Annotated in this window: 13 protein-coding genes; 1 reads left to right on the forward strand and 12 read right to left on the reverse strand. The window is 70.5% G+C overall.

Annotation, left to right across the window (positions count from 1 at the left end; all coding sequences use genetic code 11):
- Positions 1-176: 176 nt before the first annotated feature.
- The 12 genes from coaBC to pyrR all read right to left on the reverse strand — a co-directional run bounded on the left by coaBC (position 177) and on the right by pyrR (position 13,596).
- Positions 177-1,406, reverse strand: coding sequence for a bifunctional phosphopantothenoylcysteine decarboxylase/phosphopantothenate--cysteine ligase CoaBC (gene coaBC / locus ACFWBY_RS33540; RefSeq protein WP_385344296.1), 1,230 nt, complete (start codon positions 1,404-1,406; stop codon positions 177-179).
- 106 nt (positions 1,407-1,512) lie between these two features.
- Entirely contained in the window at positions 1,513-1,785 is a 273-nt protein-coding gene (gene rpoZ / locus ACFWBY_RS33545; RefSeq protein WP_004948662.1) for a DNA-directed RNA polymerase subunit omega, read from the reverse strand.
- Between the two features lie 70 nt (positions 1,786-1,855).
- Complete coding sequence (gene gmk, locus ACFWBY_RS33550; RefSeq protein WP_385344293.1) at positions 1,856-2,419, reverse strand: guanylate kinase; 564 nt, start codon at positions 2,417-2,419, stop codon at positions 1,856-1,858.
- 61 nt (positions 2,420-2,480) lie between these two features.
- Complete coding sequence (locus tag ACFWBY_RS33555) at positions 2,481-2,804, reverse strand: integration host factor (protein ID WP_112452485.1); 324 nt, start codon at positions 2,802-2,804, stop codon at positions 2,481-2,483.
- Between the two features lie 702 nt (positions 2,805-3,506).
- Complete coding sequence (pyrF, locus tag ACFWBY_RS33560; RefSeq protein WP_385344290.1) at positions 3,507-4,349, reverse strand: orotidine-5'-phosphate decarboxylase; 843 nt, start codon at positions 4,347-4,349, stop codon at positions 3,507-3,509.
- Between the two features lie 5 nt (positions 4,350-4,354).
- Entirely contained in the window at positions 4,355-5,464 is a 1,110-nt protein-coding gene (locus ACFWBY_RS33565) for a quinone-dependent dihydroorotate dehydrogenase (RefSeq protein ID WP_385344302.1), read from the reverse strand.
- 93 nt (positions 5,465-5,557) lie between these two features.
- Entirely contained in the window at positions 5,558-8,866 is a 3,309-nt protein-coding gene (gene carB, locus ACFWBY_RS33570; RefSeq protein WP_385344288.1) for a carbamoyl-phosphate synthase large subunit, read from the reverse strand.
- Entirely contained in the window at positions 8,859-10,016 is a 1,158-nt protein-coding gene (gene carA / locus ACFWBY_RS33575) for a glutamine-hydrolyzing carbamoyl-phosphate synthase small subunit (RefSeq protein WP_385344285.1), read from the reverse strand. The genes carB and carA overlap by 8 nt, the downstream gene beginning before the upstream one ends.
- Entirely contained in the window at positions 10,013-10,606 is a 594-nt protein-coding gene (locus tag ACFWBY_RS33580) for a hypothetical protein (protein WP_385344282.1), read from the reverse strand. Before ACFWBY_RS33580 ends, carA begins: the two co-directional genes overlap by 4 nt.
- The gene (locus tag ACFWBY_RS33585; RefSeq protein ID WP_385344279.1) at positions 10,603-11,889 is read right to left on the reverse strand and encodes a dihydroorotase; all 1,287 of its coding nucleotides are present in this window, start codon (positions 11,887-11,889) and stop codon (positions 10,603-10,605) included. The genes ACFWBY_RS33580 and ACFWBY_RS33585 overlap by 4 nt, the downstream gene beginning before the upstream one ends.
- 2 nt (positions 11,890-11,891) lie before the next feature.
- Positions 11,892-12,884: an aspartate carbamoyltransferase catalytic subunit gene (locus tag ACFWBY_RS33590; protein ID WP_385344277.1), complete on the reverse strand. Its 993-nt coding sequence runs from the start codon at positions 12,882-12,884 to the stop codon at positions 11,892-11,894.
- A gap of 100 nt (positions 12,885-12,984) precedes the next feature.
- The gene (gene pyrR, locus ACFWBY_RS33595; RefSeq protein WP_385344274.1) at positions 12,985-13,596 is read right to left on the reverse strand and encodes a bifunctional pyr operon transcriptional regulator/uracil phosphoribosyltransferase PyrR; all 612 of its coding nucleotides are present in this window, start codon (positions 13,594-13,596) and stop codon (positions 12,985-12,987) included.
- Positions 13,597-13,861: 265 nt separating this feature from the next.
- On the opposite strand from pyrR, the gene bldD reads away from it, so the two are divergent.
- Positions 13,862-14,362, forward strand: a complete 501-nt coding sequence (bldD, locus tag ACFWBY_RS33600) for a transcriptional regulator BldD (RefSeq protein WP_069929708.1) — start codon at positions 13,862-13,864, stop codon at positions 14,360-14,362.
- Positions 14,363-14,577 lie beyond the last annotated feature (215 nt).

A 14,577-nucleotide genomic window follows, 5' to 3' on the forward strand; every position in this document is an offset into this window, starting at 1 on the left:
GCGGCTGCTGGCTGAATCATTGGCGGAACCACATCGGAGGCTGCGCCCGATCACGTTCCGGATGCAGTTTATCGGTCGCCACCGTCCGCCGGACCACCCGTCTCGCCCTGTGGGAGGCGTGTGACCTGCGGCACTCCATTCTGACGCAAGGAATTGCCGGCGGAAAGAGGCGCAACTCAGGCGCGTCGCGATCCGATGCGCGGCGCCACCTGGTCCCACACCAGGTCCGCGAGCGCTTCCTTCGGACCGTAGGGTACGGCCACCTCGCTCCCATCGGAGGCCAGGATGACCGCTTCGTTCTCCTCCGAACCGAAGGTCTTGGCCTCGCCGACCTCATTCACCACGAGGAGGTCGCACCCCTTGCGAAGGAGTTTGGCGCGCCCGTTGGCGAGGACGTCATCCGTCTCGGCGGCGAATCCGACGACGATCTGGCCCTCCCTGGCCCGGTCGGCGGAGATCTCGGCGAGGACGTCGGGATTGCGCACGAGTGCGACCGGCTCGGGGTCCTGCCCGTCCTTCTTCTTGATCTTCCCGCCCGCGTACCGCGCCGGCCGGAAATCGGCGACGGCCGCGGCCATGACGACGGCGTCCGCGTCCGCGGCCGCCTTCAGAACGGCCTCGCGCAGCTGCAGGGCGGTGCCGACCCGCACGACGTCCACCCCGGCGGGGTCGGCGAGCGCGGCGTTGGCGGAGACCAGGGTGACCCGGGCACCGCGCGCGACGGCGGTCCGGGCCAGCGCGTAGCCCTGCTTGCCGGAGGAGCGGTTGCCCAGGAAGCGGACCGGGTCGAGGGGCTCGCGCGTTCCGCCCGCGCTGACCACCACGTGCCGGCCGGCGAGGTCGGGCCCGCCGGTACCGCCGGGCAGGGCGCCCCGGCGCAGCACGCCACGGCAGACCTCGAAGATCTCCCCGGGATCGGGCAGCCGCCCCTTGCCGGTGTCCTTGCCGGTGAGCCGGCCGACGGCCGGCTCGATGACGACGGCGCCCCGGCGGCGCAGGGTGGCCACGTTCTCCTGGGTGGCCGGGTGCTCCCACATCTCGGTGTGCATCGCGGGTGCGAACACCACGGGACAGCGCGCGGTGAGCAGGGTGTTGGTGAGGAGGTCGTCGGCCAGGCCGTGGGCGGCCTTGGCGAGCAGGTCCGCGGTGGCCGGGGCGACGACGACGAGGTCGGCGGACTGCCCGATGCGCACGTGCGGCACCTCGTGGACGCCGTCCCAGACCGCGGTGGACGCCGGGTTCCCGGAGAGGGCGGCCCAGGTGGCCTCGCCGACGAAGTTCAGCGACGCCGCCGTCGGCACCACCCGTACGTCGTGTCCCGACTCGGTCAGGCGGCGCAGCAGCTCGCACGCCTTGTAAGCGGCGATCCCGCCGCTGACCCCGAGCACGACCTTCGGCTTACCCACCACACACGCCCCTTCGGCTGGACCCGCAGTCACCTATGACACCTATGACACACCACAGGCCCGGCAGATGTTCTGCCGGGCCTGTGGTGAAGAGAAAACTCGTGCCCTACTGAGCCGGGGCCTCGATGGCCTCGGAGGTCAGCAGACCCGCGTTGATCTCGCGCAGCGCGATCGAAAGCGGCTTCTCGTGGACGTGGGTGTCCACCAGCGGGCCGACGTACTCGAGCAGGCCCTCACCGAGCTGCGAGTAGTACGCGTTGATCTGACGGGCACGCTTGGCCGCGTAGATCACGAGGCTGTACTTCGAGTCCGTGGCCTCGAGCAGCTCGTCGATCGGCGGGTTGATGATGCCCTCGGGCGCAGTGATGGAAGAGGACACGCTCTACCTTCCGAAGATGGGTTGAAAGATCCGTTGACGAACACCGATCGACTGAAACATCGATCAACGATCAAACAACATTCATCAAGGCTAGCAGCTCGCGCGCCACGTCCTCGACCGAGGTGTTGACCAGGGTCGTATCGAACTCGGATTCGGCAGCCAGTTCGATCTTCGCGCTGGCGAGCCTCCGCTCGATGACCTCCGCCGATTCGGTGCCCCGGCCGGTGAGCCGGCGGACCAGCTCGTCCCAGCTCGGAGGCGCCAGGAAGACCAGCTGTGCCTCGGCCATCGACTCGCGTACGAGCCGGGCGCCCTGGAGATCGATCTCCAGCAGGACCGGCTCGCCGCTTTCCAGGCGTTCCAGTACCGCGCCGCGCGGTGTGCCGTAGCGGTTGCCCGCGAACTCGGCCCACTCCAGCAGCTCGCCATTGGCGATCAGCTTGTCGAACTCGTCGTCGTTGACGAAGAAGTAGTGGACTCCGTGTCGCTCACCGGGCCGCGGCTTGCGGGTGGTGGCCGACACCGAGAGCCAGACCTCGGGGTGAACCTTGCGCATATGCGCGACGACCGTGCTCTTGCCGACCCCCGAAGGGCCGGAGAGCACGGTCAGCCGCGGACGAACCTCTGCTGCCATAGAGCGATTATCCAGCTTCTCGGGACTGCCTGAGAACGCCGGTCGAACTTCAGGCGACGCGTCAGCCGGCAGGAGTGCCGAACTCACGCTCCAGAGAAGCGATCTGGTTGGAACCGAGACCTCGGACACGCCGGGATTCGGAGATGCCGAGGCGCTCCATGATCTGCTTGGCGCGCACCTTGCCCACGCCAGGCAGGGACTCCAGAAGTGCGGAGACCTTCATCTTGCCGATGACGTCATTCTCCTGGCCCGTCTTGATGACGTCTTGGAGGGAGGCGCCGGAGTGCTTGAGTCGATTCTTCACCTCGGCCCGCTCCCGGCGAGCCGCGGCGGCCTTTTCGAGCGCTGCTGCGCGCTGTTCAGGGGTAAGGGGCGGAAGAGCCACGCCTACGTCACCTCGGATGTCGAACTGTCGGATACGGACCGGTGGGGAGCACATGGGCACCACACCAGGGAAGCGCCCGAACAGCGGTGTTGCTCGATCGCTGCTCGTTCACTCTGGTCGGAGACTAGCGGCCATGACCGCTCCAGTCAGCGAGAACGGACGAAAAGTCCTGGTCAGCCTCCACTGAACCGTACATCACGGACAAAGTACCCCGGTTTTGTCCGGTGGAAGACGTTCGAATTTCGTCAGACAGTGCGACGAGCCGGCCCGACGTCGTCCCCGAACGCTCCGGTTCCGCGGGCGGCGAGTGCCGGACACGGGCCGTCGGGGATCCCCGGCTGCGCGGACGGATCCCTGACCAGCGCCGTCCCGGCCGCCGCGCGACGGCCCCCGGCGACGAAGGAAGCGGGCGCGTACCGGACGGCGGCGCTCCGGCCGCGCCCGGACGGGCCGCGGGGGCGCCGGTGATCCGCGTCACACTGGGGCCGGCAGCCCTCGATCCCGGCCCCGGGCCCGACTGACGGGGTCGCCGTCCTCGGGCAGGGCCCGGCGGGCGGAGTGCGGTCGAACCGGGGCCGGATGTGCAGGAGCGAAGGAAACCGGCGCCGCGCGACGAAGCCTGCGCGTCCCCCTCCCCACCGGCCCTCCCGCCGTTCCCCGGGCTCCGCCCGGGCCCGGGGATACGGCGGGGCCCGCGGCGGGCTACGCCGCGACGGCTTCGCGGACCTCGTCCGCGAAGGCGCGCGCCGAGGCGCGCAGCGCGGCCGCGTCCGGTCCGTGCTTCAGGACGCCGCGCGAGACGTTCGGCACGACATTGCGCACGGCCGCGCCGAACACCCGCGGCAGGTCCGCGGCCGTGGCACCCTGCGCACCGATGCCGGGCGCCAGCAGCGGCCCGTTGATGTCGAGGTCGAAGGAGGACAGGTCCCCGAGGGTCGCGCCCACGACGGCCCCGAAGGAGCCCATCGGGGAGGCCCCCGCGTTCTCCGCCGCCAGGTGCCGGAGCATCGTCGCGCCGATGGTCCGGCCGTCCTCGCGCACCGCCCGCTGGACCTCGGCGCCCTCCGGGTTCGAGGTCAGGGCCAGGACGAACAGTCCCGCCCCGGAAGCGCGGGCCAGCTCGACGGCCGGGGCGAGCGAGCCGTAGCCCAGGTACGGGGAGACGGTGAGCGCGTCGGAGAAGAGCGGCGAGGAGGGCGAGAGGAAGGTCTCCGCGTAGGCGGCCATCGTCGAGCCGATGTCGCCCCGCTTCGCGTCCATCACGACCAGCGTGCCCGCCGCCCGGGCGTCGGCCACGGTCTGCTCCAGCACCGCGATGCCCTTGGACCCGAACCGCTCGAAGAAGGCGGCCTGCGGCTTGAAGACCGCCACCGAGTCGGCCAGCGCCTCGACGACCGTGCGGGAGAACTTCTCCAGGCCCGCGATGTCGTCGTTCAGGCCCCAGGAGGCCAGCAGCGCCGCATGCGGGTCGATGCCCACGCACAGCGGACCACGGGCGTCCATCGCCGTGCGCAGACGGGCACCGAAGGGGATCACAGGGGTCACAGCGGTCACAGGGCGGCCTCTCGGGTCTCGGCGCCCACCGCTTCGGCGAGGGTCGCGTACGGGCTGGCGGCCAGGCGCGCCGCCAGGCCCTTGTGGATGGCGCGGGCGTAGAAGGGGCCCTCGTAGACGAAGGCGCTGTAGCCCTGGATCAGGCTCGCACCGGCCAGGATGCGCTGCCAGGCGTCCTCGGCGTTCTCGATGCCGCCGACACCGACCAGGACCAGCCGGTCCCCGACACGGGCGTACAGCCGGCGCAGGACCTCCAGGGAGCGCTCCTTGACCGGGGCTCCGGACAGTCCGCCCGTCTCCTTGACCAGGGACGGGGAGGACGTGAGGCCGAGACCCTCGCGGGCGATCGTCGTGTTGGTGGCGATGATGCCGTCGAGGCCCAGTTCCAGGGCCAGGTCGGCGACCGCGTCCACGTCCTCGTCGGCCAGGTCCGGGGCGATCTTGACGAGCAGCGGGACCCGGCGGTCGGTGACGACGCGGTCCGCGGCTTCGCGTACCGCCGTCAGCAGCGGGCGCAGCGACTCCGTGGCCTGCAGGTTGCGCAGTCCGGGGGTGTTCGGGGAGGAGACGTTGACGACCAGGTAGTCGGCGTGGCGGGCGAGCCGCTCGGTGGAGGCGACGTAGTCGGCGACCGCCTCCTCCTCCGGGACCACCTTGGTCTTGCCGATGTTGACGCCGACGACCGTCCGGAACACCGGGTTGCGGGCGGCCAGCCGCTCGGCGACCGCCGCGGAGCCCTCGTTGTTGAAGCCCATCCGGTTGATCAGCGCGCGGTCCGGGACGAGCCGGAACAGCCGCTTCTTCGGGTTGCCCGGCTGGGCCTCGGCCGTGACCGTGCCGATCTCGACGTGGTCGAAGCCGAGCATCGACATGCCGTCGATGGCGACGGCGTTCTTGTCGAAGCCGGCCGCGAGCCCGAAGGGGCCGTGCATCCGCAGCCCGAGGGCCTCGGTGCGCAGCGACTCGTAGCGGGGGGCGAGGGAGGCGGCGGCGAAGGTGCGCAGCACCGGCGTGGCCGCGGCGAGGCGGATCCAGCGGAAGGCCAGGTGGTGGGCCCGCTCCGGGTCCATCCGCTTGAAGACCAGGTTGAAGAAGAGTTTGTACATCGAGGGGTTCCCTTGTGCGCTCATGAAGAGGGGGACACCCGGCGCGTGTCGCGCGTCCGGTGTCCCCCTCCCTCCTACGGGCCTTGCGGGCTGCTAGTCGCGGGCCGCCGTCAGGCGCTCCGCGTGCTCCTGGAGCGAGCGGACGCCGACGTCGCCGCGGTTGAGCGCGTCGATTCCCTGGACGGCCGCGGCGAGTGCCTGGACCGTCGTGAGGCACGGGACGCCGCGCGCCACGGCGGCCGTACGGATCTCGTAGCCGTCGAGGCGGCCGCCCGTGCCGTACGGGGTGTTGACGATCAGGTCGACCTGGCCGTCGTGGATGAGCTGGACGACGGTCTTCTCTCCGTCGGCGCCCTCGCCCTCGCTGAGCTTGCGCACGACGGTGGCGTTGATGCCGTTGCGGCGCAGTACCTCGGCGGTGCCCGAGGTGGCGAGCAGTTCGAAGCCGTGGGCGACGAGCTCGCGGGCCGGGAAGATCATCGAGCGCTTGTCGCGGTTGGCGACGGAGATGAACGCGCGGCCCTTGGTGGGCAGCGGGCCGTAGGCGCCGGCCTGCGACTTGGCGTAGGCGGTGCCGAAGACGCAGTCGATGCCCATGACCTCGCCGGTGGAGCGCATCTCCGGGCCGAGGACCGTGTCGACGCCGCGGCCGTGGATGTCGCGGAAGCGCGACCACGGCATGACGGCCTCCTTGACGGAGATCGGCGCGTCGAGCGGCAGGGTGCCGCCGTCGCCGGTCTTCGGGAGCATGCCCTCCTCGCGCAGCTCGGCGATGGTGGTGCCGAGCGAGATGCGGGCGGCGGCCTTGGCGAGCGGGACGGCGGTCGCCTTCGAGGTGAAGGGGACGGTCCGGGAGGCGCGCGGGTTGGCCTCCAGGACGTAGAGGATGTCACCCGCCATCGCAAACTGGATGTTGATCAGACCGCGGACGCCGACGCCCTTGGCGATGGCCTCGGTGGAGGCGCGCAGCCGCTTGATGTCGTAGCCGCCCAGGGTGATCGGGGGCAGGGCGCAGGCCGAGTCGCCGGAGTGGATGCCGGCCTCCTCGATGTGCTCCATGACGCCGCCGAGGTAGAGCTCGGTGCCGTCGTAGAGGGCGTCGACGTCGATCTCGATGGCGTCGTCGAGGAAGCGGTCGACGAGGACCGGGCGGGTCGGCGAGATCTCGGTGGACTCGGCGATGTACGAGGACAGCCGGTCCTCGTCGTAGACGATCTCCATGCCTCGGCCGCCGAGCACGTACGAGGGGCGTACGAGGACGGGGTAGCCGATCTCGTCGGCGATGGCCTTGGCGCCGGCGAAGGTGGTGGCGGTGCCGTGCTTGGGGGCGGGCAGGCCGGCCTCGGCGAGGACCTGGCCGAAGGCGCCGCGGTCCTCGGCGGCGTGGATGGCCTCGGGCGGGGTGCCGACGACGGGGACGCCGTTGTCCTTGAGGGCCTGGGCGAGACCGAGGGGGGTCTGGCCGCCCAGCTGGACGATGACACCGGCGATGGGGCCGGCCAGCGACTCGGCGTGGACGATCTCCAGCACGTCTTCGAGCGTGAGCGGCTCGAAGTACAGGCGGTCGGAGGTGTCGTAGTCGGTGGAGACCGTCTCCGGGTTGCAGTTGACCATCACGGTCTCGTAGCCGGCGTCGCTGAGGGCGAAGGAGGCGTGGACGCAGGAGTAGTCGAACTCGATGCCCTGGCCGATGCGGTTCGGGCCGGAGCCCAGGATGATGACCGCGGGCTTCTCGCGGGGGGAGACCTCGGACTCCTCGTCGTACGAGGAGTAGAAGTACGGGGTGTTCGCGGCGAACTCGGCGGCGCAGGTGTCGACCGTCTTGTAGACCGGGCGGACGCCGAGCGCGTGGCGGACCTCGCGGACGACGTCCTCGCGCAGGCCGCGGATCTCGGCGATCTGGGAGTCGGAGAAGCCGTGGCGCTTGGCTTCGGCGAGCAGCTCGGGGTGGAGCTTGTCGGCGGCGGCCAGCTCGTCCGCGATCTCCTTGATGAGGAAGAGCTGGTCGACGAACCAGGGGTCGATCTTCGTGGACTCGAAGACCTCTTCCTGGGTGGCGCCGGCGCGGATGGCCTGCATGACGGTGTTGATGCGGCCGTCGGTCGGGCGGACCGCGGTGGCGAGCAGCTCCTCCTTGTCGCCGGTGGGGCCGACGAAGGTGAACTGGGAGCCCTTCTTCTCCAACGAGCGCAGGGCCTTCTGGAGCGCCTCGGTGAAGTTGCGGCCGATGGCCATGGCCTCGCCCACCGACTTCATGGTGGTGGTGAGGGTGGCGTCGGCGAGCGGGAACTTCTCGAAGGCGAAGCGCGGCGCCTTGACGACGACGTAGTCGAGGGACGGCTCGAAGGAGGCCGGCGTCTTCTCGGTGATGTCGTTGGGGACTTCGTCGAGCGTGTAGCCGATGGCCAGCTTGGCGGCGATCTTGGCGATCGGGAAGCCGGTGGCCTTCGAGGCGAGCGCCGAGGAGCGCGAGACGCGCGGGTTCATCTCGATGACGATGACGCGGCCGTCGACCGGGTCGATCGCGAACTGGATGTTGCAGCCGCCGGTGTCGACGCCGACCTCGCGGATGATCGCGATGCCGATGTCGCGCAGCCGCTGGTACTCGCGGTCGGTGAGCGTCATCGCCGGGGCGACGGTGATCGAGTCACCGGTGTGGACGCCCATCGGGTCGAAGTTCTCGATGGAGCAGACGACGACGACGTTGTCCTTGGTGTCGCGCATCAGCTCCAGCTCGTACTCCTTCCAGCCGAGGATGGACTCCTCCAGGAGCACCTCGGTGGTCGGGGAGAGCGTGAGGCCCTGGCCGGCGATGCGGCGCAGCTCTTCCTCGTCGTGGGCGAAGCCGGAGCCGGCGCCGCCCATCGTGAAGGAGGGGCGCACGACGACGGGGTAGCCGCCGAGGATGTCGACGCCCTGGATGACGTCGTCCATCGTGTGGCAGATGACCGAGCGGGCGGACTCGCCGTAGCCGATCTTGGCGCGGACGGCTTCGACGACGCCCTTGAAGAGGTCGCGGTCCTCGCCCTTGTTGATCGCCTCGACGTTGGCGCCGATGAGCTCGACGTTGTACTTCTCCAGCACACCCTGCTCGTGCATGGAGATGGCGGTGTTGAGCGCCGTCTGGCCGCCGAGGGTCGGGAGCAGCGCGTCGGGGCGCTCCTTCGCGATGATCTTCTCGACGAACTCGGGGGTGATCGGCTCGACGTACGTGGCGTCGGCGATCTCCGGGTCGGTCATGATCGTGGCGGGGTTGGAGTTCACCAGGATGACCCGCAGGCCCTCGGCCTTGAGGACGCGGCAGGCCTGGGTTCCGGAGTAGTCGAACTCCGCGGCCTGGCCGATGACGATCGGGCCGGAGCCGATGACCAGGACGGACTGGATATCGGTGCGCTTAGGCACGCTCGGCCTCCATCTGGGCGGTTTCCATCAAAGACGTGAAGCGGTCGAAGAGGTACGCGGCGTCGTGCGGGCCGGCAGCTGCCTCGGGGTGGTACTGGACGGAGAAGGCCGGCTGGTCGAGCAGCTGGAGGCCTTCGACGACCTGGTCGTTCAGGCAGACGTGGGAGACCTCGGCACGGCCGAAGGGGGTCTCGGAGACCTTGTCGAGGGGCGCGTCCACGGCGAAGCCGTGGTTGTGCGCGGTGACCTCGACCTTGCCGGTGGTGCGGTCCTGCACCGGCTGGTTGATGCCGCGGTGGCCGTACTTCAGCTTGTAGGTGCCGAAGCCGAGCGCGCGGCCCAGGATCTGGTTGCCGAAGCAGATGCCGAAGAGCGGGGTCTTGCGCTCCAGCACGCCCCGCATGACCGCGACGGGGCCGTCGGCGGTGGCCGGGTCGCCCGGGCCGTTGGAGAAGAACACGCCGTCGGGGTTGACCGCGTACACGTCCTCGACGGTGGCGGTGGCGGGCAGCACGTGCACCTCGATGCCGCGCTCGGCCATCCGGTGCGGGGTCATGCCCTTGATGCCGAGGTCCACGGCGGCGACGGTGAACTTCTTCTCGCCGATCGCGGGGACGACGTACGTCTCCTTGGTGGCGACCTCGGCGGAGAGGTTCGCGCCCTTCATCTGCGGGGCTTCCAGGACGCGGGCCAGCAGGGTCGCGTCGTCCGCGACGGCCTCGCCGGAGAAGATGCCGACGCGCATGGCACCGCGCTCGCGCAGGTGGCGGGTCAGGGCGCGGGTGTCGATGCGGGAGATCCCGACGACACCCTGCTTGACGAGCTCCTCGTCCAGCGAGCGCTGCGAGCGCCAGTTCGAGGGAACCCGCGCGGGGTCGCGTACGACGTACCCGGCGACCCAGATGCGGGAGGACTCGGGGTCCTCGTCGTTGACGCCGGTGTTGCCCACGTGGGGGGCGGTCATCACGACCACCTGCCGGTGGTACGACGGGTCGGTCAGGGTCTCCTGGTAGCCGGTCATGCCCGTGGAGAAGACGGCCTCGCCGAAGGTCTCCCCCACAGCGCCGTAGGCGCGGCCGCGGAAGATCCGGCCGTCCTCCAGGACGAGTACGGCGGGAGCTTTGTCTGCTCCCCTGGTGGAGGTCGTCATCGTTCGGCGCCTTCCGTCGTGGTGAGTGAGTGGTTCGTCTTGTTCATCGCGTTGACCGCGTCGACCCAGGCGGCGTGTTCCGCCGCGCGGTCGGAGCGGAATCCGGAGTCGATCAGCCTGTCGCCGTGCGCCCATGTGACGACGAGGAGACCGCCCTCGGTGAGTACCTTGCCCGCGATTCCCTTGTCGAGGCGGGCGCCGCGCAGCTGCGCGGCCGGTACGAAGAAGTCGGTGGCACCCGGACGGACCACGTCGAGGCCCGCGTCGGTGAGCGTGAGCTCGACCCGGCTGCGGACGCCCAGACCGTGGGCGACGATCCGGTCGAGCCATTGCCCGGCGGTGGTGGACCCGTGGTACCGGCCGGTCAGGGCCAGCCGGTGCTCGGGGAGCCCGCCGGGGGCGGCGGGCAGCTCCGGCAGATCGCTCTGCAGGGTGCCGCGCCATTTCCAGCCCTGCCGCATCAGCCAGTACACGAACGCGATGAAGACGAGCAGACCTATCACCCACGCGATGCGGGCGCCCCAGTCCGTCACCTCCGCCGACTGTCGTCCGGCGGCCTCGGCGGCCAGTTGGATCACTGCAGGTGTCACGCCAGTTTCCCGTCCACGACCGTTGCCCGGCCCCGCAGGAAGGTGTGAGTGACGCGCCCCGGCAGCTCACGGCCCTCGTAAGGCGTGTTGCGGCTGCGGGAGGCGAAGTGCGCGGGGTCCACGACACCACGGTACGAGGTATCGACGAGGGTCAGGTTCGCGGGTTCACCTGCCGAGACGGGGCGTCCGTGGTTCGGGAGGCCGCCGATGCGCGCCGGGGCGAAGGACATCCGCTCGGCGACGCCCGCCCAGTCGAGCAGTCCGGTCTCCACCATCGTCTGCTGGACGACGGAGAGCGCGGTCTCCAGACCCACCATGCCCATGGCGGCCGCGGCCCACTCGCAGTCCTTGTCCTCGTGCGGGTGCGGGGCGTGGTCGGTGGCGACGATGTCGATCGTGCCGTCGGCGAGCGCCTCGCGCAGGGCCAGCACGTCGGCTTCGGTGCGCAGCGGCGGGTTGACCTTGTAGACCGGGTTGTACGAGCGCACGAGCTCGTCGGTGAGGAGCAGGTGGTGCGGGGTGACCTCGGCGGTCACGTCGATGCCGCGGGACTTGGCCCAGCGGATGATCTCGACGGACCCGGCCGTGGAGAGGTGGCAGATGTGCACGCGGGAGCCGACGTGCTCGGCGAGCAGGACGTCGCGGGCGATGACCGACTCCTCGGCGACGGCCGGCCAGCCGCCGAGACCGAGTTCCGCGGAGACGACGCCCTCGTTCATCTGGGCGCCCTCGGTGAGGCGGGGCTCCTGGGCGTGCTGGGCGACGACGCCGCCGAAGGCCTTCACGTACTCCAGGGCGCGGCGCATGATCACGGCGTCGTCCACGCACTTGCCGTCGTCGGAGAAGACGGTGACGCGGGCGGCGGACTCGTGCATGGCGCCCAGCTCGGCGAGCTGCTTGCCCTCCAGGCCGACGGTGACGGCGCCGATGGGCTGCACGTCGCAGTAGCCGGACTCCTTGCCCAGGCGCCACACCTGCTCGACGACGCCGGCGGTGTCGGCGACGGGGAAGGTGTTGGCCATGGCGAAGACGGCCGTGTAGCCGCCGGAGGCGGCGGCGCGGGTGCCGGTGAGGACGGTCTCGGAGTCCTCGCGGCCGGGCTCGCGCAGGTGGGTGTGGAGGTCGACGAGACCCGGGAGGAGGGTCTGGCCCCCGGCCTCGATGACGGTCGCGTCGCCGGCGTCCAGGTTCGCGCCCACGGCGGCGATGGTCTCGCCGTCGATCAGGACGTCCTGCGCCTCGCCACCGAGTACCTTCGCGCCACGGATCAGGATCTTGCTCATCTTTACTTCGTCTCCTCGGTGCGGGAAGCGGTGGAGCTGGTGGTGACGGCGGGCTCGGAGCCTCCGAGCAGCAAGTACAGGACGGCCATGCGGATGGAGACGCCGTTGGCGACCTGCTCGACGACCGTGCAGCGGTCGGAGTCGGCGACCTCGGCGGTGATCTCCATGCCGCGGACCATCGGGCCGGGGTGCATCACGACGGCGTGCTCGGGCATCCTCGCCATCCGGGCGCCGTCCAGGCCGTAGCGGCGGGAGTACTCGCGCTCGGTCGGGAAGAAGGCCGCGTTCATCCGCTCGCGCTGCACCCTCAGCATCATCACTGCGTCGGACTTCGCGAGCACGTCGTCCAGGCTGTACGAGATCTCGCACGGCCAGGCCTCGACGCCGACCGGCACCAGGGTGGGCGGGGCCACCAGGGTGACCTCGGCGCCGAGGGTGTGGAGCAGGTCGACGTTGGAGCGGGCGACCCGGCTGTGCAGGACGTCCCCGACGATGGTGATCCGGCGGCCGTCGAGGCCCTTGCCGAGACCGGCGTCCCTGCCGACCAGGCGGCGGCGCATGGTGAAGGCGTCGAGCAGCGCCTGCGTGGGGTGCTGGTGGGTGCCGTCGCCCGCGTTGATCACGGGGGCGTCGATCCAGCCGGAGGTCGCGAGCCGGTAGGGGGCGCCGGAGGCGCTGTGCCGGATGACCACGGCGTCGACGCCCATGGCCTCCAGGGTCTGGGCGGTGTCCTTGAGGGACTCCCCCTTGGAGACGCTGGAGCCCTTGGCCGCGAAGTTGATCACATCGGCGGACAGGCGCTTTTCGGCGGCCTCGAAGGAGATCCGGGTGCGGGTCGAGTCCTCGAAGAAGAGGTTGCAGATGGTGCGGCCGCGCAGGGTGGGCAGCTTCTTTATCGGCCGGTCCGCGACGCGGGCCATCTCCTCGGCGGTGTCGAGGATCAGGACGGCGTCGTCGCGCGTGAGATCGGCGGCCGAGATGAGGTGGCGCTTCATCCGGGTTCTCCGTAAGTCGGGGAGGGCAGACGGTCGGGCTGGGGGTACGGCAGGGCAGGCTTCGGCGCGGACCCGAGAGGGGCCCGGCCGCTCGTACGGGCTACTGCCCCGCTGCCCGGTCGGTCCGCTGGCCGAGCAGCACGGCGTCGCGGCCGTCCTCCTCCTGGAGCTGGACCTGGACGTTCTCCCGCAGCGACGTGGGGAGGTTCTTCCCGACGTAGTCGGCGCGGATCGGCAGTTCGCGGTGGCCGCGGTCGACGAGCACCGCGAGCTGCACGGCGCGGGGGCGGCCGAGGTCGCCGAGGGCGTCGAGGGCGGCGCGGATGGTGCGGCCGGAGAAGAGGACGTCGTCGACGAGGACGACAAGGCGGCCGTCGATGTCGTCGCCGGGGATCTCGGTGCGGCCGATGGCGCGGGCCGGCTTCATCCGCAGGTCGTCGCGGTACATGGTGATGTCGAGGGAGCCGACCGGGATCTTGGCACCGGTGATCTCTTCGAGCTTGGCGGCCAGCCGGCGGGCGAGGTACACACCGCGGGTGGGGATGCCGAGGAGGACCACGTCGTCGGCGCCCTTGGCGCGTTCGACGATTTCGTGGGCGATACGGGTCAGGACCCTGGCGATGTCCTGCGCTTCGAGAACGGGACGCATGACATCGGAACGCTCGGAATCGCGAGCAGTGCCTTCTGCGTGCCGGGTGTGCTGAGTGTCCATGAAAAGGACCTCCTTCTCCGCCTCACGGGACGGACCTTAAAGGACGTCTGATGTACCTGCTCCACGATACCAGGGGCATCCTCCCGACAGTGCATCGGGGCAGACCAGGACCCCTCTTACGTGGGCGTCGGACACCATTCGGCTTGACGCATCCAAGTAACGCTGCGTAACCTCACAGTGAGTTACCAGCCGCGCGGCGGAGCCGCACGTGGTCCATGTCGTCACAGTGTCCATGTCGTCACAGCGCACAGCGTCCGGGAGCGTTATGTCCAGCGAATACGCCAAACAGCTCGGGGCCAAGCTCCGCGCCATCCGCACCCAGCAGGGCCTTTCCCTCCATGGTGTCGAGGAGAAGTCGCAGGGCCGGTGGAAGGCCGTCGTGGTCGGTTCCTACGAGCGCGGGGACCGCGCCGTGACCGTCCAGCGCCTCGCCGAGCTGGCGGACTTCTACGGGGTGCCCGTGCAGGAACTGCTTCCGGGCACGACCCCCGGCGGAGCGGCCGAGCCGCCGCCGAAGCTGCGGCTGGACCTGGAGCGCCTGGCCCACGTCCCCGCGGAGAAGGCCGGCCCGCTGCAGCGCTACGCGGCGACCATCCAGAGCCAGCGCGGCGACTACAACGGCAAGGTGCTCTCGATCCGCCAGGACGACCTGCGCACCCTCGCCGTCATCTACGACCAGTCCCCCTCGGTCCTGACCGAGCAGCTCATCAGCTGGGGCGTACTGGACGCGGACGCGCGTCGCGCCGTGGCGCACGAGGACATCTAGTCCGATAGCAGGACCGGGCCACGGCCCAGCAGAAACGTTACCGGCGGGTGCCGGGGGCCGAGAGGCCCCGGCACCCGCCGGTTTTTTCGTGTCCGGGGCGCCGTACAAGGCCACCGGAGACGACGGAGGGCCCCCCGCGCCCGGGCGCGGGGGGCCCCCCCGGCCCCCCCGCCCCGCGCGGGTCCGCGCGCGCGGCGCCCCCGCGTGGGCCTGTG

The organism is Streptomyces sp. NPDC060049 (genome assembly GCF_042736715.1).
Taxonomy (GTDB): Bacteria; Actinomycetota; Actinomycetes; order Streptomycetales; family Streptomycetaceae; genus Streptomyces.